Annotated in this window: 20 protein-coding genes and 1 other RNA gene; 12 read left to right on the forward strand and 9 right to left on the reverse strand. The window is 33.6% G+C overall.

What is annotated here, in order from left to right:
- Positions 1-554 precede the first annotated feature (554 nt).
- On the reverse strand, positions 555-1,244 hold the full coding sequence (locus BTM29_RS12265; RefSeq protein WP_076618470.1) for a DPBB and LysM peptidoglycan-binding domain-containing protein: 690 nt from the start codon (positions 1,242-1,244) through the stop codon (positions 555-557).
- A 279-nt stretch (positions 1,245-1,523) separates the two neighbouring features.
- On the opposite strand from BTM29_RS12265, the gene BTM29_RS12270 reads away from it, so the two are divergent.
- Positions 1,524-2,072: a YitT family protein gene (locus tag BTM29_RS12270; RefSeq protein WP_192844196.1), complete on the forward strand. Its 549-nt coding sequence runs from the start codon at positions 1,524-1,526 to the stop codon at positions 2,070-2,072.
- 87 nt (positions 2,073-2,159) lie between these two features.
- Here the strand turns inward: BTM29_RS12270 and BTM29_RS12275 are convergent, their stop codons facing one another.
- Together BTM29_RS12275 and BTM29_RS12280 are read right to left on the reverse strand one after the other, a co-directional pair.
- Positions 2,160-2,783, reverse strand: coding sequence for a DUF3862 domain-containing protein (locus BTM29_RS12275; protein ID WP_076618477.1), 624 nt, complete (start codon positions 2,781-2,783; stop codon positions 2,160-2,162).
- Between the two features lie 79 nt (positions 2,784-2,862).
- Positions 2,863-4,791, reverse strand: coding sequence for a Dam family site-specific DNA-(adenine-N6)-methyltransferase (locus tag BTM29_RS12280; protein WP_076618482.1), 1,929 nt, complete (start codon positions 4,789-4,791; stop codon positions 2,863-2,865).
- A gap of 121 nt (positions 4,792-4,912) precedes the next feature.
- Here BTM29_RS12280 and ssrA point away from each other — a divergent pair.
- Together ssrA and BTM29_RS12290 are read left to right on the forward strand one after the other, a co-directional pair.
- Positions 4,913-5,280, forward strand: a transfer-messenger RNA (tmRNA) gene (gene ssrA / locus BTM29_RS12285).
- A gap of 220 nt (positions 5,281-5,500) precedes the next feature.
- The gene (locus BTM29_RS12290; RefSeq protein ID WP_076618487.1) at positions 5,501-6,070 is read left to right on the forward strand and encodes a DUF5067 domain-containing protein; all 570 of its coding nucleotides are present in this window, start codon (positions 5,501-5,503) and stop codon (positions 6,068-6,070) included.
- A 170-nt stretch (positions 6,071-6,240) separates the two neighbouring features.
- Here BTM29_RS12290 and BTM29_RS12295 read toward each other — a convergent pair whose 3' ends face one another.
- Positions 6,241-6,867, reverse strand: coding sequence for a cadmium resistance transporter (locus BTM29_RS12295; protein ID WP_225972211.1), 627 nt, complete (start codon positions 6,865-6,867; stop codon positions 6,241-6,243).
- A gap of 55 nt (positions 6,868-6,922) precedes the next feature.
- On the opposite strand from BTM29_RS12295, the gene BTM29_RS12300 reads away from it, so the two are divergent.
- The 3 genes from BTM29_RS12300 (at position 6,923) to BTM29_RS12310 (ending at position 9,772) form a co-directional block, all read left to right on the forward strand.
- Positions 6,923-7,249 (forward strand): ArsR/SmtB family transcription factor, encoded by a 327-nt coding sequence (locus BTM29_RS12300; protein ID WP_418236007.1) that lies wholly within the window; start codon positions 6,923-6,925, stop codon positions 7,247-7,249.
- 222 nt (positions 7,250-7,471) lie between these two features.
- On the forward strand, positions 7,472-8,842 hold the full coding sequence (locus BTM29_RS12305; RefSeq protein ID WP_076618498.1) for an FAD-dependent oxidoreductase: 1,371 nt from the start codon (positions 7,472-7,474) through the stop codon (positions 8,840-8,842).
- Between the two features lie 192 nt (positions 8,843-9,034).
- Positions 9,035-9,772 carry a DUF3862 domain-containing protein gene (locus tag BTM29_RS12310; RefSeq protein WP_076618503.1) on the forward strand — a complete coding sequence of 246 codons (738 nt, stop codon included), beginning with the start codon at positions 9,035-9,037 and terminating at the stop codon, positions 9,770-9,772.
- Positions 9,773-9,978: 206 nt separating this feature from the next.
- Here BTM29_RS12310 and BTM29_RS12315 read toward each other — a convergent pair whose 3' ends face one another.
- Together BTM29_RS12315 and BTM29_RS12320 are read right to left on the reverse strand one after the other, a co-directional pair.
- Positions 9,979-11,250 carry a methionine gamma-lyase family protein gene (locus BTM29_RS12315; RefSeq protein WP_076618507.1) on the reverse strand — a complete coding sequence of 424 codons (1,272 nt, stop codon included), beginning with the start codon at positions 11,248-11,250 and terminating at the stop codon, positions 9,979-9,981.
- Positions 11,251-11,264: 14 nt separating this feature from the next.
- On the reverse strand, positions 11,265-13,370 hold the full coding sequence (locus BTM29_RS12320) for a putative ornithine decarboxylase (RefSeq protein ID WP_076618511.1): 2,106 nt from the start codon (positions 13,368-13,370) through the stop codon (positions 11,265-11,267).
- 232 nt (positions 13,371-13,602) lie between these two features.
- Between BTM29_RS12320 and BTM29_RS12325 the strand changes: the two genes are divergently transcribed.
- Positions 13,603-15,048 (forward strand): APC family permease, encoded by a 1,446-nt coding sequence (locus BTM29_RS12325; RefSeq protein WP_076618516.1) that lies wholly within the window; start codon positions 13,603-13,605, stop codon positions 15,046-15,048.
- 143 nt (positions 15,049-15,191) lie between these two features.
- Positions 15,192-16,376 (forward strand): MFS transporter, encoded by a 1,185-nt coding sequence (locus BTM29_RS12330; RefSeq protein WP_076618520.1) that lies wholly within the window; start codon positions 15,192-15,194, stop codon positions 16,374-16,376.
- 156 nt (positions 16,377-16,532) lie between these two features.
- On the opposite strand, the gene BTM29_RS12335 is transcribed toward BTM29_RS12330, so the two are convergent.
- Positions 16,533-16,955 (reverse strand): GNAT family N-acetyltransferase, encoded by a 423-nt coding sequence (locus tag BTM29_RS12335; RefSeq protein WP_076618523.1) that lies wholly within the window; start codon positions 16,953-16,955, stop codon positions 16,533-16,535.
- A gap of 181 nt (positions 16,956-17,136) precedes the next feature.
- On the opposite strand from BTM29_RS12335, the gene BTM29_RS12340 reads away from it, so the two are divergent.
- Positions 17,137-17,457, forward strand: a complete 321-nt coding sequence (locus tag BTM29_RS12340; protein ID WP_076618525.1) for a DMT family transporter — start codon at positions 17,137-17,139, stop codon at positions 17,455-17,457.
- On the opposite strand, the gene BTM29_RS12345 is transcribed toward BTM29_RS12340, so the two are convergent.
- Positions 17,454-18,272, reverse strand: coding sequence for a YdcF family protein (locus BTM29_RS12345; RefSeq protein ID WP_192844197.1), 819 nt, complete (start codon positions 18,270-18,272; stop codon positions 17,454-17,456). The genes BTM29_RS12340 and BTM29_RS12345 overlap by 4 nt on opposite strands.
- A 307-nt stretch (positions 18,273-18,579) precedes the next feature.
- Here BTM29_RS12345 and BTM29_RS12350 point away from each other — a divergent pair, with 307 nt between their 5' ends.
- The 3 genes from BTM29_RS12350 to BTM29_RS12360 all read left to right on the forward strand — a co-directional run bounded on the left by BTM29_RS12350 (position 18,580) and on the right by BTM29_RS12360 (position 21,522).
- Positions 18,580-20,229 carry a SpaA isopeptide-forming pilin-related protein gene (locus BTM29_RS12350; RefSeq protein ID WP_076618530.1) on the forward strand — a complete coding sequence of 550 codons (1,650 nt, stop codon included), beginning with the start codon at positions 18,580-18,582 and terminating at the stop codon, positions 20,227-20,229.
- Positions 20,230-20,243: 14 nt separating this feature from the next.
- Positions 20,244-20,885 carry a prealbumin-like fold domain-containing protein gene (locus BTM29_RS12355; protein ID WP_157886457.1) on the forward strand — a complete coding sequence of 214 codons (642 nt, stop codon included), beginning with the start codon at positions 20,244-20,246 and terminating at the stop codon, positions 20,883-20,885.
- A 106-nt stretch (positions 20,886-20,991) separates the two neighbouring features.
- A complete protein-coding gene (locus BTM29_RS12360) occupies positions 20,992-21,522 on the forward strand; it encodes a dihydrofolate reductase family protein (protein ID WP_076618535.1) in 531 nt (176 codons plus the stop codon).
- A 207-nt stretch (positions 21,523-21,729) separates the two neighbouring features.
- On the opposite strand, the gene BTM29_RS12365 is transcribed toward BTM29_RS12360, so the two are convergent.
- Positions 21,730-23,205: a DUF6056 family protein gene (locus tag BTM29_RS12365; protein WP_076618539.1), complete on the reverse strand. Its 1,476-nt coding sequence runs from the start codon at positions 23,203-23,205 to the stop codon at positions 21,730-21,732.
- Positions 23,206-23,303 lie beyond the last annotated feature (98 nt).

Genomic DNA, 23,303 nt, shown 5'->3' on the forward strand with positions numbered 1-23,303 from the left:
GATAAACTTACACTTATCCCCTCTACAACGTACAGAAAAGAGTTCTATACGCGTGTACTGTAAAGGGTACCAACCATTGCATCTTTATCCATCTAGGACTTAGCGCACCAATCACAGGTCATTTTCATTCAAGTCCGCGTCCTCTTTTCAGCTATCGAGGCTTTCTGTACTTTGGAGGTTGAATTACTTCCCCTGATCAAATTGTTTGAAATAGTTATTTGTTATCAATCGTTGAAATGATAATACAATTAGAAAAAGAAAATGTCAACATTTAAAATTAAATTTTTTTATACAATTTCTAATATTGTCATTCCGTAATCTATGACTTCAGTATAGACATTTTTTTTGAAAATTAAAGTGTTTTTTCGTATAGTACCGTTATAACGACCGTCAAATGTTATTATATCAACATATTACTAAATCAATTAAATTATCAAGCCCGTTAAATTTATGTGCCACGCTCTTTAATATTAATATAATTATTAGAAATATATATTATTCTCTAATAAAAAAAGCCACCATAAGGTGACTTCATGATATATATACTATTTTTATTATGCAACGACTTCAACAGTGGCTGTAGTTACACCATATGATGGAATTGATGAACTAGGCATTGCAACATCTAATTGTTGTGAATTAGTATTAGCAAATGTACCTGTATCATTAACTGTTCTATACATTACTGTACCGTCAGCCAATGTGATCTTCAATTGTGTACCCTTAGGGAATACTGATAGATTAGCGGCGACACCACTGTAACCCATATTTGATCCTAATACGGCTGGATCATAGAAACTGATCTTAAATGTTCCTTGTGATGATGTTGTAGAAGTTGTTTGTGTTGTGGCAGCTGTTTGTGTTGTTGTATCTGTAGTAGCTGTTTGTGTTGCATCTGTTGCTGTTGTATCTGTTGCTTGTGTTGTTTGTGCTGGTTCTGTTGCTACTGATTGTGTTGTTGCTTGTGTTGTATCTGTTGTTGTATCTGTTGTTGCTGATGGCAATGTGATTGTTTCACCTGGATAAATTAGATCAAATCCACCGACTTCACGACCATTTGCTTGTTCAAGGGCTGAGATCGTTGTGTTATTTTCTGCAGCGATGCTCTTGTATGTATCACCTTTTTCAACTGTTACGTGTGTACTGTCAGCTGTTGTTGCAGCGTCTACTGTATTTGCTGTTGTTGCACCTAATGCTGTTAATGCCATTACGCTTACTAATGCGATAGATAATACTTTTTTCATAAATTTAATTACATCCTTATTGTTTTTTTATTGTTTAGCTCTCATTGCTATGGTGCTATACTAACAGCCTTATGTTACATAGCCACCACCTGGAAGTTACAGTTTCGCCGTTTTTGTAATCTAGGTAACATACTTGCAACAAAGAGTTCTACAAACGCTGATATATAAGGATTGCTATTTTTTGATAATTAAATTAATTAATTGAAAAGTTTCCTATTATATGGTAATGTATTAGATATGCAGAATAAAAAACATAAGATTTATCTAAAATTACTAGTAATGATACTAGCTTTAGAACTTATCGCGTTTAGTTTGAACATGTTCTTCGAACCAAACAAAGTTGCTGCAGGCGGTGCCACCGGTATAGCAATCTTACTATACGAAGGGTGGTCCATTCCAACATCATTATCAGTTCTCCTAATTAATATCATCATGTTGATTTTCTCCTATTTCCATTTAGATAAGAAAACCACCATTAAATTAGCCTTTGGAAGTTTTCTTCTTCCCATATTATTGTTTATCACTCCTGTTTATAATATATTGCCTGGAAACAAAATTGTCTCTATTATAGTTGGTAGTATTATTTTCGGTATTGGCTTAGCAATTTTATACACGTTAGATATGTCTAGTGGAGGAACCACCGTACCACCGATGATTATCCATAAGAATTTTGGAATTGATAAATATATTAGCTTATTTATTATCGATGGCTTCGTCTGTTTAGGGAATATCGCAATGACAGGATTATTATCATTCTTCCTTGCAGTTATGTCCGTAGCAATTTCTAGTGTCGCAATAAAAGTATTTACTATAATAGAGGGTAAATAAATAACAATAAAAAGAGGTCCATTGACCTATGCTCCAAAGCACTGTTTTAGAGTATAGGCCACTAGGCCTCTTTTTGGTTTCTTACTATTATTTAACATTCAATTGGCTTTTACTTGTAACTTTGTTATTGCTCAAGGTTATTTCTATATAAGTAGACGCGTCATCAATTTTCTCTTCAACATCTGAAGTATAAGTTAAAGTAACCACCCCGCCTGACTCAATATAATTATCTGGATTACCTAACAAATTAATTACTTGGTCATAACTATCATTTTCCTTAACCTTATTATAGTCAGATAATCTCAAGTCATTTCTACGATCAATATCCAATCCCTTTATCGACTTAGAAACTGCGACTCCATCTTGAAAAGTAATATCAATAACCACATCATCGTCTAATCCTTTGAGATTTTGCCAAGTTAATGTAGCGTTCTTCCTATCAGAAGTATTACTAGTAATTGTGGGAGATCCAAATACCTCCTCGATTCTTTTCAAGGTGTTACCTTTAGCACCTATTTTTACTTTGTTGAATTTATCAATTATAGATGTGTCAGAATCCTTAGTCTTTTTGAAAAGGTCCTCTTGATTAAGATTCTCATCCGCCTTGTCATCATAGGTATTTTCCACTACAAAGGCCGTCGTTGATATGATTATAAAAAATGAAATAATACTTATCCAAAACCATTTTTTCTTATAAAAAGGAATTTTCATAAAATGCCCTCCGTAGTCGTTTATTCAATTCTAACAACTGTGGAGATTTTTGGCATTATTTATACCTATACATATAGTATTAGTAATTTGTTATCAACACCTCATCTGTTCCCAACAAATTAGTATGATACGAAGATTGGGAGTAATTAGCGTTTAAATGCCTAATATTATACTTGATTGCCCAATCGATCACCGTTTGATTGACATGTCCTTTATGTTTGAAGACATTTGACATTGCAAATTTGATATTACGATCATTCAATGCATCTAGAAAATCATATAAATCATTCTCTTGTTGCTGAGTCCAATTCCCGAATCCACGATCACCATCATTATATGTTCCATCACTTATTAAATAAGGAGGATCAACGTAGACCAATGAATCCTGTGTTAAGTGTGACGTATCAAAGTCACTGAAGTAATTGGAAGTGAATGTAGCATCTATGGTGTGCAGTTTTGTAACAAATTGTCGCAGATTTTCCCTCATACTATTGGAAAATCTACTACGTTTACGGCCAAATGGATTATTATATTTCATATCTTGATTAAATCTGATTTGATAGTTAAAACTGTATGATGAAAGGACGTATAAATCTAGTGGATCAGGATCATTATTATAATCATCCCTAAGTTTTAAAAATCCTTCCTCATTCTCTTTATCTAAGTGATACTTATCTATTTGATAATTTATTCTATCCAAGATATCGTTGAATTCATTATTTTGGAAATACTTGAACATATCTATAATTCGATCATTAACATCATTAAAGTAATATTGATGAGCATCAACGTTTATACCCACATTACCTCCACCACTAAATAAATCTACCATTGTATCTATGTGTTTGGGAAAGTTAGGAATCAATTGCGGTAATAGCTTGAATTTTCCACCTGTATAATTCAGTGGACTTTTTATATACTTAGAATTATCACTGGGCAATTTAACTGACTGTATCTGCAACAATTCATTATCCTCTTGATGACTTGTTCTGAAATAATATAATAACTCACATAACTGATTATTATCTTTATTGAGTCTAGAATTATATTTTTTAAACGGAATCTTAATAACTTCCAAACTTCCATCGACAGCAACTTGTCCGATCATTTCATTTAGTTCGTCTTCTGAGATAATACCATCTGTAGAATAACTTAATAAAACATGTGTGAATTTAAGATTATCAAGTAAGTCTTGCATAGTTTCTTTGGCTTTATTTTTAGCTGAATACTCAGATTTTAGATCTGTATAATCTCTAACTCCACTAACTCCGTGGATCTTGGGATCATCATATCTAGCTATTGTCTCAAGCAAATGATAGTTTGATCCATATTGTCTGATATTATACGGTGTATCGATATAAACAATATCGCCATGGATTTTCTTCACCAGTTCATTGGCGTCTTCATTAAATGCTCTATTTTGTTGCTTATTATTATGAATTTTCATAGGTTCTAATTTAAGAGGTTTTGTGGCTCTTTTATCATTAAAGTTCTTAAGATATGCCCCATATGTTCCAGTAGTGTTGGAAACAAAAGGTACTGCTTCAATCAAACTAGCCAATAAATAGAAATATTCATTACTGGTTATATCATTATTATCCAGCCATTTTTGTATAGTCACTCTAATAAAATCAATTCTTTTGGCATTTGCGACAGTAAAATACAGACGTTTTTCTTTACCGGCACTAGAGTAATTATTAGTTATAAAATCACCACTATAGTTTGAAATATCATATTGGTTGAAATAGTCAAAGGGATTATGGATATTTAACTTAAACAAACCAGTAAAACTGGGCTGACTGTTTAAATCTATCTCCCCTTTGGCTAGAGCATATGAGAAATATAAGAGGTCATTTGTTGTGATCGCATATCTTGTTTTAAAATACTCACCAACAACGTTGGATCCTGAGAAAATATCCGCAAAGGTTTTCTCAGACCCATCTAGATGTTTAGTGAGTAACTCGTCTATTTGTGTTAATAATCTTGTTTTACTTCCGATAAACCTCATAATTTTGCCCTCTATTATCCATTTCCTGCTCTGTTTCTTCTATAATATAATAATAACATGATTTAAAGATTATCTATTTGCTAAATGATGATAAATTCGTTATTATAGTAAGGAACATCTTGGGGATGTTCTGGATTCGACATGTGTAATAGCGTGTAGGCCGCACTTCGGTTTTCGTGTTCCGGAAAAACACACAGTTTATTATAACTGCAAAAAATAATAATTCTTACGCACTAGCTGCCTAAAAACAGTCTAGTCGTGATCCGTCTAACTTTGCTCAAGGGTTAGAGCCGGGTCTCAAATTAATTGGGCTACGTTTAAATTGTCCCGCCTGAACAGTTTAAAAAGAGATTAATCAGGGTTAGTCATTGTGGCTAGCCGGGTTGTACGGCGTTCATGATGGCGAAATTTCAAATAGTACAACTATGAGTGTAGAAGTTTACATAGCATTATGCTTGGACAGGGGTTCGATTCCCCTCATCTCCATTAATGAAAAATAACCAGTTATATTAAGTGCTAAAGGCACTGATACAACTGGTTATTTCTTTGTCCCAATTAGTTTTAACAGCTATTGAAAGCACAGAATGTCATCCCTTTTTAAATATGATTTTTCATTAAATTGAATAGCATCCACAAAATAATGCTTACTCCTATTAGGTCCAAATACTGAGCGACTTTAAAAGCTGAATATATATTGGAGTAACTTATTATGAAAACCAAAGGTTTAGCATTAACGGGATTAACTATTCTTTTAGCTTCCACACTTGTTGGATGTTCAAGTGGTAATGATAATTCTTCCAAAAAAGAGTCCAGCAATGATAATAAGACAATCAAAGTTGCAAAAAAGAATACTGATAAATATTATTTCAAAAATAATAAATTAGTAACTCGCGATTTGAGTATTCAAATCATTCAAAATAAAGTTCTATCACCTGGTGAAACTGGCAATGATAGTGACAAACCAGTAATAGCATTTTGGTACAAAGTAACCAATAAAACTAACAAAGAAATTGATGCAAATACAGCTTGGATAGCAATATTCAAAGCTGTTCAAGATAATAATGAAAATACCATAAATGAATTAAAAGTAGCGGCATTACCTGACAACCAATATCTTGATAGTCAAGCCTCAGCAATAAAAAAGAACGGGACCGTTGAAAATGCCGTAGCATATACTTTATCCGACACAAATACACCAGTTCAACTCAACGCGACAAAAGGTGTTGATGGTAAAAAATTAGGTACAATGAAATATGAATTAAATTATAATGAAATGTAATTTAAAATAGGTTCGTAAAAGATTTCGTTTCTACTCAAATTTGCAGTGAAAACGTATATCAAAACACAATTTTATCCGTATAATTCTAAAAGCCGGTATTTACTTAAGTAGATATCGGTTTTATTGCGCCTTAAATCCCTATGAGGAGGCCCATTGCCTATTAAGCTATACTAAATAAAATGACTAATACTACCGCTCTCAATCAATATCCCCATACCAATCAAAATATAAACAACCGAAGTAATATATTTTCCAAAACGTTCCAAAATACCCGCAACTTTAGGAACTCTTCCCAATAAATATCCAATATAACAGAATAATGAAAGCATAAAGAAAAAGGTAATAATTATTACTATTATCTGACTCCAATTCGATTGAACAAATATTGGCACATATATACCAATATTATCAGCTCCACACGTGGCAACTGTTATTAAAGCAACACTCAGTACCACATTAGTATGTCGTTTCATCCCTTTTTCAACTTCATCATCATCACTTTCACCAATAATCAATAACTTCAATCCCATTAGTATCGGAATTATACCTAGCATTCCTAATAACCACTTCTGAGGTACAAATCCTACAAAAAAGGTCAAAATCAGACTTATCCCTACCAAAATTGATGTCCCAAAAATATCTCCAAGATAGACTGACCACTTCCTATTATTTCCAATCGTTCCAAAAATGACCATTAATACTATTAAATAATCAATACTCGTTGAAATATATGCAGTGACTCCTGTTAAAATAGACTTAAGCATATCTTTGCCCCATAATTCATTAAGATATTTCATATGTTATCATTAACATATGTCATTTTCAACATATTAATTTTAGAGAGGTATTATTTTGGACAAGCTAAAACTCATTGACGCAAAACTACTGGATGAATCTCAAAAAATTCTAAAAATATTAAATAACCCGATCCGTTTTCAAATGTTAGACATTCTTGAGCAAAAAGAATTGAATGTTAGTGAATTAGTAGAACTATTGGGGATTGAACAATCAGTCATTTCACACCAGCTTGCTCTTTTGCGAAAGTACCAACTTGTCAGTACAGAACGCAAAGGAAAATCTAATTACTACAAATTAAGTGATCCACACATTCTAGATGTTATTAACGAAACACTAGAACACGCTGATCATGTCATGCGAGGTAAAAAACATGGGGAATAATAAACAACCATCACTAAAAAGAGGAATTATATATTTAATAATTGTTATTGTAATTATTGCAATAGGATTTTCATTGATTGGCAACAGCCCTAGTAATAAAGGAGCAAAAGAGAATAGTCTAGAAACAAATAATATACAACTAATATATTGATAACCAGTGTAAAGTATCCTACCCTATATATGTAATATTTGTACTATCATCAAATTACAGGAGGTATTGGAATGTCAAAAAAGAAAGTTATTATTGTCGGAGCATCACATGGTGGGCATCAGTCCATCATTGAATTATTGAATAGATACAATGACGTAGATATCACATTATTTGAATCTGGAGATTTTATCTCCTTTATGTCATGTGGTATGGAATTATTTCTAGAAGACAGTGTTACGAATGTTAATGATGTTAGAAATTTTAGTGAAAAAAGTTTTCCACAATCAAATGTACATATCTTAAACAATCATTTGGTACAAAAAATAAATACAGATAAAAAGACTGTGTCCGTACTGGATACAACAACTAACAAAAATGAAGATTTTGATTACGATAAGTTGATTCTCAGCTCTGGTGTTACACCTAAGTCACTTCCTATCCCAGGAAATGACCTAGAGAATGTATTCTTAATGAGAGGATACGACTGGGCAACAAAAATCAAAGCTAAACTAAATGATCCAAATACTAAAAAGGTTACAATTATTGGTGCTGGGTACATTGGTATCGAGGCCGCTGAAGCTAGTGTTAAAGCCGGGAAGGAAGTTACCTTATTGGATGTTATCGACCGTCCATTGGGTACTTATCTTGATTCAGATATGACCTCAATTTTGGAAAAGCACTTAGTAAAAAACGGTGTTAACGTTGAAATGAACGTTAAAATCGAGAAATTTGTCGGTGACAAGAAGGTTTCTTCTGTTAAAACAACTACTGCTGAATATCCAAGTGACTTAGTAATCCAAGCCGCCGGTGTTAAGGCAAATACTGATTGGCTACGTGGAACTATTGATCTGGATAATCGTGGTTGGATCAAAACCAATGAATATTTACAAACAAATATCAAAGATATCTATGCCATCGGTGATGCTACATTAGCATATTCTATTCCAGCAAGTACCAAAGTTCCGATTGCTCTAGCTACCGTTGCACGTCGTGAAGCAAGATATTTAGTTAAACATATATTTGAAGACTCCCCTTCAGCTCCATTTAAGGGCGTCGTTGGTTCATCTGCACTTAGCGTTTTTGATTATCATTTTGCTGAAAGTGGTTTGAATTCATTCACAGCTAAACGTGCTGGCGTAAATATAGCAACATCATTTTACAGTGATACACTTCGTCCAATCTATGTTCCTGCTGATAAGGGAAATACAAAAGTTCATGTATACCTTGCATATAACCCTGATAATCATCAAATTCTCGGAGGGGCAGTACTTTCTAAGTATGACATCACAGCCCAAGGTAATGTACTCGCCTTAGCAATTGAAAATAAGATGAGTCTGGAAGATCTATCTGAAGCAGACTTCTTCTTCCAACCTGGATTTGATCGTCAATGGAGTTTACTGAACCTTGCAGCTCAACATGCATTACATGAAGATAAATTTTAAGTAAAATTATATATATATCAAAACCGATATTCGCATATGTGAATATCGGTTTTTTATATTTAATGATTTAATGCACCTAATTTTTGTAGTTTTATTAAGTTACTTTCAAAAATAGTCATTTTCCCCCAAAAATTGTTATTATAGAACTATAGTAAAATACATCATTATTATTTAGGGACTCGGGGTGGAAAAATGGATAACGAACAAATGACCAGAATGCAGTTAAGAAAAAATAAAAGAAAACCATTTTTTAAAAAATGGTGGTTTTGGTTAATCGTGGTCATAGTGATTGCCGCTGGAGTTGGATTTGGAGTATTTAAGCATTACAATCAAAATAATTCTAATTCTTATTCTGAATCAACATCTAAGAAAGTAGAAAAATCTAAATCAACATCTACTAAAGAGAAAACCAGCTCTAAAAAAACATCTGATTCTAGTACAAATTCTAATACAAAGAAAATTACCTTAGAGCAATTCAACAATATTGCATTGGATGAAACTAACGGAACTAGTTGGGATACCATTAAACCAATATTTGGTACGCCAGTTTCTCATACAACTGCAAACGTTCAAAATACAGATGTAGATGTTCAAAACTGGGATAATGTAGCTAATGCAACAGATGGCTCAATGGTATCGATTGGTTTCACATCTAACCATGCCGTAAGTAAAAAAATAACTAATTTAAAAGTTAATAGAGCTAGTGAAATTGATATTCAAAAATTTGCTGAAATTGAAAGTGATCAATCCGAAGATCAAGTAATAAAGACTCTTGGTAAGCCAAATAGTTACGACATTTCAAATATCAACGGTTCTTCTTTAACGGAGCTAACTTACAGTAGTGGTATTAAAGGCGACTCTGGTGCAAAGATAGTCATTACCTTAACGAACGGAAAGGTAAGTAAACAAGTTCAAAATGGTGTCAAATAAGCAATATTTAAGTTTTCTTAATAATTCATTTCACTAAGGTCTGTAATGATACAATTCACTTGGTGGAATCAGTATATTGTCGTCTCCGAGAATTACGAATGGAGGCGGCTTTTTTTGTCCTCAAATTTACAGTAAAAACGTGTGAAAATGCACAATTTCTTTCGCTTAATAAAAATAATGGAGTTGTGACAGAACTATTTTTCTACTCAAATTTGCAGTGAAAACGTCTCATTTACAGCCTGAGCGATGGCAATTTTGACATGTGCAAATGATAGGCCACCTTGAATGTATAGTGAATAAGGTGGACGAAGTGGACCATCAGACGACAATTCAATAGTTGAACCCTCAGTAAAACTTCCTGATGCCATAATAACGTCATCTACATATCCATCTTGGTGACTAGGAATCGGATCAACAAATGAATTCATCGGTGAAAAATGTTGAATGGCAGCACAGAACTTAATCATGGACTCTGACTCTCCAAATGTAACAGTCTGAACGATATCGGTTCTTTTAGCATCCCATCTTGGAGAGACTGACATTCCCATTTCTTCTAATAAGGCTGCAGTAAAAATTGTTCCTTTCAATGCCTCACCCGTTGTATGTGCAGCCATGAAAAATCCTTGATAGAAATCACGAAGATACGCATAAGTTGCGCCCTCTCCTTTACCAGCACCAGGAACAGTCAACCTAGCACCGGCCCCTTCAATGAGATCCTTTCGACCGACAATATAGGCACCACTCTTAACAATTCCGGCACCAGCATTTTTGTATAATGAACCTGCCATTAAATCTGCACCATAGAATGTAGGTTCCTCGGTTTCGGAAAACTCACCATAGCAATTATCAACGAATATAACCGCATTAGGTGCATATTTCTTAATTACCTTAATCATTTTTGCAATTTTAGCAACAGTGAAACTATCACGAACAGCATATCCACGTGAGCGTTGTAACGCCACAACCTTTATTGATTTATTTTCTTTAAGTGTCTTAATAGCACTATCAAAATCAACCTCACCGTTATCTAGTAAAGGAGTATAGTCAAAGTCAATTCCGTATTCTTTCATGGTACCAGGATTATTTCCAGCAATCCCTATAACTTCTTGGATAGTATCATAAGGCATACCAGTCATGTAATATAACGTATCCTTCGGACGTAAAATACTGAATAACGAAGTTGTTATAGCATGTGTACCAGAGGCTAATTGTGAACGTACTAATGCATCATCAGCCTTAAAATAACCGGCATAAATTTTTTCGATTTTGTCCCTACCCGGGTCATCATAACCATATCCAGTGGAACCAATCAAATCTTCTTCAGCAACACGATTTTCTCTAAAAAGATTTAGAACACGTTGTTGATTATATAAGACCTGCTCGTCAACTTCCTTTAGTTTGGGTTCTATCATTGTTTCAACTTTGGTAATTTTATTTTGAAGATCGTTTGGTAAATCTTCTTTCCATGAAAAATTCATTGTTTTCTCCTCTATTAGTTCGATAATACTTCCGCTTGAGCGTAATAATTCCCATTTTCGTCCTTATTTATATATACACCTTGGATCTCAGGTACAAATCCAGGGAATCTATTCATAGCTCCAATAAGTACATTGAAATACTTAACATCAATTTCTTGCCATTTCTCACCCGGAGCAACAATAAATACACCAGGTGGATATGGTAGAGCGCCTTCTAACGCAACCTTACCAACGATATTATTCAAATTTTCCAATTCACTTTCATTTTTCATGAATAACTTATCTGCATGTTGCGGTGTTATCTTATAATTTTGCATATCCGGTTTCTCAAATAATGCTTGTTGCAACTTGTATGTTTTATTATCCCCATAATATTTATGTATTTCATTACATAATTGTTGAATGGAATAATCCTTATATCTATCTGAATATTGTGAATAAAGCTTAGGAAGAACTTCTTTTAATGGTGCATCTTTGAAATATAAATCTTCAAATTCAAGAAGCGCATTCATCAATTCATCTAAATCACTTTTTTTATCTCCAGGTGTCAATAAAAATAGTAGGGAATTTAAATCATCCTTAGCTCTAATAATACGTTTTTCAGTTAGGAATGCAGCGACCACTTGTCCAGGAATCCCTTTATCATCATAGATTCCGCTTTCACTGTCAATTCCTGGTGTAACGATGGTTATTTTTAGCGGGTCCAAAACTACCTCATTATTCACAATTTTTTTAAACCCGTGCCACATGTCATCAGCAGTTAATTTCCAATATTTATTATCAGTTGATAAATCATTTGTAGGGATATTTTTCCACGAAACTCCGTTGATTTCTTTTGGAACTAATGGCTTAAATAACTTAGATTTCTTAAGTAATTCTTTACGCCATTTTATTCCGTTAATTAGTGTATTTTGCCACAAATCATTAATCACTGGACTAGCAGCCATGTAGGCATTAACCGTCAAGGAAGCATACACCGGATAAGAATAACTAGAGGTAACGTATTTTAGATAGGCATTATTAAAATGCTTATGGTCAACATAACGTTTTTGGCCCTTAATATGACTATCCTTCTTTAAAATCTGAGAAGTTTGCCCCAATCCAGCTTGTTGTTTATGAATAGATTGCGTAACCAAAATACCTGGATCATTTGGTCCGTAACTATACGAAAGTGGTGAAAGGTCTTTTAATAATGGCACAAATTGCTCATACCCTCCCCACGCACAGTCAAAGAGAATATAATCACATAATCCACCAATCTTATCTAATATCCATTTTGCATTATAAAATATTCCGTCATACGTTTCTAGCTGTAAAATTGCCAATCGAAACGGACGTTTTTCTTTAGCTTTCACAGGATCAACCTTACTGATTTCCTTACGAATATTGGCTTCATCAAAAAACTTAGGATCCATCTCCCCAATTAATCCTAAGGGATTGCGATCAGCTGGAATATATACTGGCTTGGCTCCACTCATAACTAATGCACTATTGTATAACGACTTATGATTATTCCTATCAAATAAAACCAGATCATCAGATGTCAAAAGAGCACTTGCACAAATCGAGTTTGAACTAGTAGTCCCATTTGTACAAAAGTAGACCTTATCAGCATTATATGCTTCAGCAGCTTTCTGCTCTGCTGTTAACGGGGTACCTTCATGAGTCATAGTATCGCCTAATTCTTCAACGGTATCACTCGTATCAGCATAAAGCATATTCTTACCAAAAAAACGATCAAAAACAACGCCAGCAGGATGTTGCTCATAAAATTGTCCGTTATGGTGTCCTGGCGTAGTGAAGCTAACTGGTCTGTCATCAGCAAATTTAATTAAATCTATTAAAAATGATGGGATATTTTTAGATTCATATTCTTTGATTTTATTCTCAATTCTAACTTGAGTATCATGAATTGTATCATTTGGCTCAACAATAATTATTGGAATATTAAACCCAGAATCACTTACTAATCTATTCGCCACATCACTATTTTCATCAGTTTTCAAAACAACTGCGGCCAATTCTTGTGCCACAGTATCTTCAGAAATGGTAGTTACCTCCCAATTTCTAGGCAGATATTCGTGCACTGATTCTGTCGCAGCTATCTTTAAATAATTCATAGCATCCCTCTATTCTCAAATTAATTTCAGAAAACACTATGCAAAAGCATAAATGTTTCATACAATTAATTGTTGGAAATTATTTTAATTATCAAATATAATTCCCTCTAGTTATTGATTATTATATATGTTGGGACAATAAACAAGTGGAATATCATACTTTTTGGCTTTGTCATAAGCCACCAAAAACTCACTCTTCTTAAAAAGAAATTAAAATACAAGGAGAGTTTACATGAATGATTTAAATATGGATCCAAAACCTCATTATATGAAGTGGCAAGTAATTGCCCTTTTGGATTTTGTTACAATTATTAGTTTTGAAAATATTTTTTACCCTTTCCAAAATCAAGGTTTATCAGTAGTTGTCTCGTGGATTTTCTTACTATTTGCCTATGTTATTCCCTATGAATTAATCGTTAGTCAAATGAGTTTGACCTTTGATAATCAAAGTGGTGGCTTAGCTTCCTGGGTACGACACGGTAGTAATGATACCTTAGGATATTGGACATCTTGGATGTATTGGATTCAAAGTGTTCCATACATTGTGGATGTTTCTAATTCAGTCATTGTTTCATTTAGTTGGATTATCTTCGGGAATAATAGTCTCGATAGACGGATGTCTACCTTTTCTTTTGGATTATTAACTTTCGTTATAATATTGATTTTCATTTTACTAGAAAACGTTTTTAAAAATTCACTTGAAGTTCTTTCACTTATCGGTGGTGGTGCAATGTTTGTAATGTCAGTGTTGTTTGTTCTTTTAGCTGGATATGCAGTGACACACGGCGCACATATTGCTACACAACCAATGAATTGGGCAGCTTTTAAGCCAACATTCAGTTTAAAATATTTCTCGACCACTGGATTATTGATTTTTGCCATGTCTGGTGCTGAACTTGCTGCACCATATATTGTGCAAATGCGTGATCCCAAGCATGAATTTCCAAAAGCTATGTGGTTACTTGCATTAATGACAGCATTTCTAACTATCTTTGGTACTTTGTCATTGGCCGTATTCTTCAATGCCAATCACATTCCTCATGATTTCAAAATGAATGGTCCCTACTATGCTTTCCATCTACTTGGCCAAAGTTTAGGAGTCGGCAAGTTATTGATGTACATATTTGCCGTTGTTCAAGCTATTTTCATGATGGCTCAACTTGCAGTCTTACTCGATGCATCTAGTCGTGTCTTTGCGGGTGATGTCGCTGATAAATTCATGCCAAAATGGTTAACAAAAACCAATAAGAATGGGCGTCCAATTCATAGTTACACTATGACCACAGGATTAAGTCTATTTCTACTATTATTAACAGGTACCTTGCCAAATATTAATACTATATATAATTGGTTATTAAACATTAATGGAATTATTTCCCCATATAAAACTTGCTGGGTATTCTTTGCCTTTATTGCCGTACGTTGGCAAGATAAGAAATTCCATTCAGAATATACTTTTATTAAAAATAGAACCGGTGCACTTCTTGTTGGTGGTTGGTGTCTAGCATTCACTTTTGTCTGTGCTACCCTAGGTTTCATCCCTCAGGAAGCAGCTTTTGGAACTAAGTTATTTGATCACCAATTATTATTGAATTTCATAACGGTTATCGTATTATTCGGTATGGGATTCGTTATGCCTATTCTACGTAAACACGAAATAAATAAAGAACTTAATTAATAATTACAACTTTACTAATCCAAATATATCTAATTAGTTGCTTTTTAAGATATATTAATCTAACATAAGTAAGATTAATCAGCTATCGCCAATTTCGGCGATAGTTTTTTTAAGCGCAAATTTGCTTTTGGGAGGGGGATTACATGGAAAAAAACAAAAAGTCCATTTATATTTTAATATTTAGTAACTTCTTGATTTGTTTGGGGATTGGATTGGTAATACCTGTTACACCATTTATCAAGAATGAGTTCCATTACACAACATCACAAATGGGGGTAATGACTTCATTATTTGCTTTTGCACAATTCATTGCCTCACCTATTGTAGGGAGAATGTCAGATAAAGTCGGTCGTAAACCTGTTATAGTCTTAGGACTATTCACATATATGATATCTGAATTCATCTTCGCAGTTGCTACGACCCTACCCATATTTAATCTATCTAGAATAATTGGTGGATTATCCGCCGCCATGGTAATTCCTACCTCAATGGCACTTGGTTCAGACTTAACTACACTAAAGGATCGTGCTAAGGTCATTGGTTGGCTTTCAGCTGCTTTTAGTGGTGGATTGATCCTTGGACCAGGACTGGGTGGAATTCTAGCTGGAATAAGCTATAAGACACCGTTTTGGGTAGCTGGTGTCTTAGCCATTACAAGTTGTATCTTTACACAGATCTTTCTTAAGGAAAGTAGAGAAACTATTGAGATCGAACATAAAGAAGAAGCTAAACTTAACAAAGGCAAGTCCTCAATCATCTCAATTCTAACCGTTCCAATGGTTGTATTATTTGGAATGATTCTAGTTTCATCCTTTGGACTACAAGGCTTTGAAAGTATTTATAGTATTTATGTAAATCAAGTTTTCAACTTTGGATTGGGAACGATTGCACTAGTTTTAACATTGAATGGTATTATTTCTTTGATTTTACAAGTAGTCGCTTTTAACTGGCTCATTAATAAAATTGGCGAAATGGGACTTATTAGCTACTGTTTCCTACTCAGTGCAGTTTGTGTATTTTGGATAACTCGCGCACATACAACAGTAGAAGTAATAGTCGCTACACTTGTTATTTTCTCATCATTCGATTTACTAAGACCTGCGATAACGACTCTTTTAACCAAGTCTAGTAAGGCCAATCAAGGACTTATAAATGGAATGAATATGTCATTAACAAGTATCGGTAATGTCATTGGACCATTGATGTCCGGAGCTTTAATGGATTGGAATACACATTATCCATATATCGTTGTTGCAATAATATTGATATTCTCGTATTTCCTAACATTTATTGTCAAACGTTTCCCGTTAGTTTCCGCAGAAGAGTGAAAGTGTTTCACCATTGGGTTATCATATGCCAGCTATACCGACAGTGATAATCTATTTTTTTAATCATTTATTATTAACCACAAAAAAAGCACCCCTGAGATTGTTTCCTCAGAAGTGCCCTTATCTATCTCTATCAAATGCATATTCAGTAACTCTTTATTTACGCCAAATCAAAGTGATTTCTGATTCACCAGTATCCTTGTCTATGCCTTCAGCTTTAATGGAGAAACCATTGACCCGATAAAAATTAATTGCCTTAAAGTTCTTTACATAACAGTTAATGATAAGATCATCATGTAATTCTTTAACATAGTCGAATAATTCTTTGCCAATTCCTTTACTACGAAATTCTTTCTTAACAAAAACTCCTTCGATATAATTACCATTTAAACCAATAAATCCAGCAATGTCCTGATCATTCTTATAAACATAAACTTCAGCGTTATTTAATCGTTCTTTTACTACTGGAAAATTTCTTTTCCAATATTTTGCATTGATAAAGTTGTGTGCATCCAAATTACCCTCCAACCAAATATCAGCGACAGAGTCAATTTCATTGGGTGTTATTTTTTCAATCATTTTTAAATATATCCCCTAGCAATAAAAAATTTGATGTGCTATCATTCTATGATAAATCAATACACCGCCGGGTGTCACTAAAAAAAGTATTCTTTATAATTCCATTAGGCCATTGAAGGAATTGTAAGGGATACTTTATTTTTTTGCTCAAATTTGGGCAAAATTAAAAGGAGAAAATAATATGAATTGGATTTACTTAATCATCGCAGGAATATTTGAAGTATTTTGGGCTTATATGATGAAACTAAGTCACGGATTCACAAAAATAAACTTCACCGTTTTTACTATCTTGGGAATGCTTGTCAGTTTCATCCTATTGGCTAAAGCAACAAAGACCTTGCCATTGAGCATAGCTTATCCAGTTTGGACCGGAATTGGCGCAATCGGATCTATCTTAGTTGGATTCTTTATTTTCGGAGATAAAATATCACCAATCACTTGGGTATTTATAATATTATTACTGATCAGTATCATTGGAATCAAAATAACGACTAGTAACTAATGTGAAACAAAAAAGAATGAAATCAACGGGATAACAATAATTATCATCCCTGTAATCCACCAATAATACTTCAATATTGCAAGAAACTCCCTAATCATTGCACTAGGCAAAAAGAATAATGAAGTAGGAGCACCAATTCCATCCGCCTCCATACCTACTTTGTTGGCAAGTATACTAGCACGCAAGACATGATAGTTGCTGGTTGAAAAGACAACTCGTGGTTCGTTCTCTGTCTTCCAATCTGCTAATATCAATGTCCGTGAGTTCTTCATATTTTCTAAAGTACTAGTTGATTTATCTTCTATTATAATTTTATCTTTAGGAATACCTACAGATATTAGATAGTTTCTCATCGCCTTTGCCTCTGAGATAGACTCATCAAAACCCTGTCCACCACTGACGACGAACTTAGCTGTGTCACTATATCCGTGATAGTATTGGATCCCCTTGTCGATCCTACTTTTTAACAACGGCGTAACCGCCCCATCCTTGATCCATGCGCCCAAAATGACGATATAATTAGCATTTGATAACTTTGGCATCATTTGAATGATAAAGGAATAACCAGCGTATCCAAAAAATATGATTGAAAATATCACATCTATCCAACTGACTGAAAAAATAATCATCTCTAAATAACCAGGTAGATTGAATCTAGTGTACATATAAAAGAAAACAAGTATTATTGCTAAATTAACTCCAAATATTGCCGAAAGTTGACCGGTGAATGTCTTTCCTTCTCTGGATTTCATAACATTGGTATTAATTATCAGGAATACGATTGAACCAATCGCCGTCGCAATTGCGAATGCCATAACAAAGAATATTAGATATGAACCATGCCGCATAGAAACGTGAAAAAGTACCTTATGAAATAATCGAAAAAATATACCTATCAATAATAAGTAAAAAGACAAGGTAAAACCAATCCCAACGAAAATATTTTGTCGTTGAAGTAAACTAAGTATTCCAAAAATAATCAAAAACAATAATAGTATTTTCAATAAATGATCTCTTTTCATAATTTAATAATTTATTTAATTTAAATTCTATATATCCTTGTGTTTACTAATCATATGATTTTATAATTAAAATGTACAATTTTATGAAGGGGGAAAAAACATGGGGAAAAAATTACGCAATATTCTTACTATAGTACTTGCGGCAATGGGAATTTTCGTAGCGGCGTTATGCTTCAATTCTACTAAAGTATCTGCTGCAGCATATACAAGTAATGATTTGATTTCTAGTGCGCAAATTATTAACCAAGATAAGAATTATAGTTACTCAAGTACTGTTGGCGTCCAGTATAACTGGGATACTACCGGCACTGATATTAGTCTTAAAGATGGCGATACTTTAACCATGGAATTGCCCGAACAATTACGAGCAAAAAGTGATGCTGGTGTCCCATTTGATATAACTGACGATGATGGACATGTTATTGGATCAGCTGTTGTCAATTCAGATAATACTGTGACAGTAACCTTCAATGAGAATGTCGAAACTTATCATGATGTCAGTGGTTCCATTACAATTGGAAATGGTATCGGTGTTAGCGATTCAGCATTAGCTGGTAACAACGAGGTAGAATTTCCAACGATGAACGGTAACCAAACCAGCAATATGAACGTCATCCCATCAGAAAATAACATCTCCAAAAAAGGCGTTATGAGCACTGATGAAAATGGTGACCATATTATTACTTGGACAATTCTAGCCAACCGCCAAGAATTAGATCTTAAAAATATGAACGTCTACGAAGACGTTACACAACGTGATCCTGAAGAATACCTTGAGTACGTTCAAGGTTCAGTTATTGTTAATAAAGCACATTGGACTTCAAACACTTCTTATAAGAAAGATGAACTGGTCGATAGCTCAAATTATACTTTGACTGAGAATTCCAATGGATTTCACATAAATATTCCTGATTCAGCAAATCAAATGTATGCAATTACCATACAAACAAAGATTCCTGCTGATAAAGCAACAGATGGTGAAACAGTATTTAAGAATCAGGCCCAAATCACTTGGGGTAAACCAGGAACCGATGGAGAGACTCCTAGAGAATCCGCTAGTGGTAGTGTTACTTCTGATATAACTGGTGATAATTCTGGTTCTGGATCTGGTAATGTTAAAGGAAATGTTGTTTTAACTAAAATTAGTGATGACAGCGAATATTCCCTTGAAGGCGCAGTTTACGACCTATATGAAGTTGGAAACGACGTAGCAATTAAAACCGGATTGACAACAGATGCTGATGGTAAAATCAGTATTTCAAACTTAGCACCTGGAGAATATTACTTTAAAGAAACAACCCCTCCAAGTGGCTTCCAATTAAACAGTAATGAAATACCATTTACCATAACTGGTGACACAACAACACCAATCCAACTTACCGGTCGAGATGACCCTATTAGTGAACCCTTAGGATCAATTCTAATTCAAAAATTAGACCTTGAAACTGGCCACAAATTAAACGGTGCTGAATTTGAAATAACTCAGACATCCGGAAATGAAGTTGGTAAAACATGGACAACTACAGCAGATGATAATGGATTATATCACGTTTCCGATTTACCTTACGGAACTTATACAATTCAAGAAACAAAAGCTCCTGATGGCTATATTTTGGACAGTTCCATCCGTGAGTTTACAATTTCTGCCGAAAATCCAAATCCTGGACTATTTACCTTTGATAATGACAAAGAAACTGGTACTGATCCTGATTTCTCAGCTTCAATTAAAAATTTGATACCGACGAATTAGCAGCCGACAACCAAATCGGAGTTGCTGGAGCCGTTTATGGATTATACAACGCTGATGGTGACATTGTTGGAAGTTATATGACTGATAAAGATGGCGTTATCAAAGTTGATAACCTACCTGCTGGTGAGTATTATTTCCAAGAAACATTGCCTCCAGATGGCTATGATATTAACGATGAAAAAATTCATTTTACTATTACCGACAAAGATATTGAACTTGGTACATTAAAAACATCTGACCCTAAGATAAAAGATACTGATGATAACAATGGCGAAGATGATAATGATGAAGATAGTAATGAAGAAGACAACAACGGCGAAGATAACAACGAAGAAGATAACAACGAAGAAGATAACAATGGTGAAGATAGTAACGAAGAAGATAGTAATGAAGAAGACAACAATGATGAAGACGGTGATAGCGGTTTAATCACTAACCCTATTAATCCTGATGAAAATAATAATGAGAATAACAGTAGTGAAAACACTGACGAAAGCACAGTAAATCCTACTACCCCACAACCTCCTTACGAAGGCAATGGTGATTCATCACAAACATACTTGCCACAAACAAGTACCGATACTGGTGTATTAGCTAGTATCATTGGATCGTTAACATTAGTAACCTTCCTTTACTTCAGACGTCGTAAAGCTTAATCATATTTATTAAAAGAGAGCTGAAATATTCCAGCTCTCTTTTTGTTTGCTTATTTCTACGATCAAAGTTAAAGTGAAAGAATCTATCACGGAGGAAATAACAATTATGCGTAAAACAGTCTTTTATGGAGCTATTAGTCTAGATGGTTTTCTGGCAGATGATAACTATTCATTAGATTGGTTATTCAAATATAACGATAATAAAATAATGAAAGAAAGCTATGAGCCCTTTTTTAAAACAGTTGATACAACTGTTATGGGTAGAAAAACATTCGATGATTTACTAACCATAACCAATGAATTTCCATATAAAGACACTAAAAATTTTGTTCTATCACACAGACCAATTGAATCTAAGTATATTCAGCAAGTTAATCAACCTATTGAAGAATTTATTTCAGAATTGAAAAAACAACCTGGAAAAGATATCTGGATAGTTGGTGGTGGCAAAATTGTCTCAACATTGATTGAAAACAATCTCATTGATTCATTACAAATACAAATAACACCAGACATATTAGGGTCCGGTATTAAACTATTCGATCATATAAACAATCAGCCTAATTTTACAACAGACTATGTAAAACAATTTGATGATTTAATCGATATTAAATATTCCCTAAAAGCTTCAGTTTAATGAATTACTGTAATAATGCTACCAATTAAAGGTACTTATTATTTACACTGTTACACATATAAGAACCTAAATTCGATACGTGGTAAACTTATACCATTGCACATAATAAATTCACTACAAGCCAATTAATAACCAATTAAGCAATATCAGCGACCAAGTCTATAATTATATAAATAAACCCACTACAAATTTTGCAGTGGGTTTATTTTAATATAATCTTTCCAACCAAGATTTATTTAGGAAGTCTTTCCAATAAGTCGAAGATTGTTGTAATAACGCATCATTGGACAAAACATATTTACGATAAGGTACATGATTTGGTAACGAGGCCTTACCAGATAGGAAACGTTCATCTTGAACACGGATCAAATTAGCTTGATAATTAGCCACCATTTTATATCCAACATTTATCGAACATAACAATAAAACAATAGTAGCCACAGTTCTAAGATTTTTGACCATATATCTCGAATAAAAAGACGCGGCTTTTTGAACATAAATAATCGTAGCAATATACAAGAATACATACGAAGTAAAAAACTCACGAGAATTGATTGGCGATATGATTATAATAAATGGCGATATTAAAGCAAAGTAAGTAAACATACTGAAATACAAAATATAGTTACTTTTAGCGTTGAATAAACAAATTGTTGCAAATATCAAAAATAGCCAATAAACAATAGTCATAATGCCATCAATCTGAGTAATCCTAATACTTAGATTTTGGTACATAAAGAACTGATCATAATTATGCTGACCTAACCAAATATTAATAGTTACATAATAAATAATAAAAAATACTGAAATAATATTAATAAACCATTTTAGTTTATTATTACGTAATTGGTGTGTCGCAATTACTATTATGGCAAGGCATAGAGCAATATTCACAACTATATTAAGTGTATTAAACCAATAATGCGTAATATAAAAGTAATTATTTATAATTCCATGAAGATCAAAGTTAGTATCACGATAAGTTGATTTCTCATGATATGCGGGATGACTAAACATTATTGCTGCTGAAACAATAGCTCCCAACAAATAACTTCCCTCAAACCATTGAAACTTTTCATGATAAATATAAATACCACACAATATTGCAATAACACCGATAAATATTTGATATAAGGTGAGGTGTTCTACAAAGAGTCCCCCTACCAAACTCATTAAAAAAGTACAAATTGCTAGTAAAATCGGATGATATATTCTATTACCATCATACAAATCTTTTATGAATGTCAAAAATAACAATATTAACGCTAATGGTGGAATATAATTAATAAATCCCGCATTCCAGCCTAATACAGTACTGATATATCCGTCCTGGAATGTAAATACAAATAGTCCGCTAAGGATCATTGATAGTTTTGATCTACCAGTTAGCTTCCAAATACACCAGATTAATAGCGTCCAAAATATAGCATACGCCAGCATGGCAAAAATCAAATGATGAACCGTGAATATTTCTGATAGATTACCAATCCATCGCCCATTGCTGCTACCACCATATATTTTCTGAGGTCCATAGAATCCATGATTCATCAAATATTCCCCCTGTGAACCACCCCAAAAATAATCATCTCCAGATGGAATAACTAAAAATCTGAAAATGAAGAAATATAGAAATACGATTGGGAAAAATACTCTCTCCCATTTTTTACTGGTCCTAAATTGCATAAAGTCCCTCCAAAAATCTAGATAACCTATTAAGTATAACCTAAAAGACGGTATATTTTTGTATAAAAAAACAGCTCACGTATGTGAACTGCTAACAA

The sequence above is a fragment of the Companilactobacillus allii genome (assembly GCF_001971585.1).
Classification (GTDB): Bacteria; Bacillota; Bacilli; order Lactobacillales; family Lactobacillaceae; genus Companilactobacillus; species Companilactobacillus allii.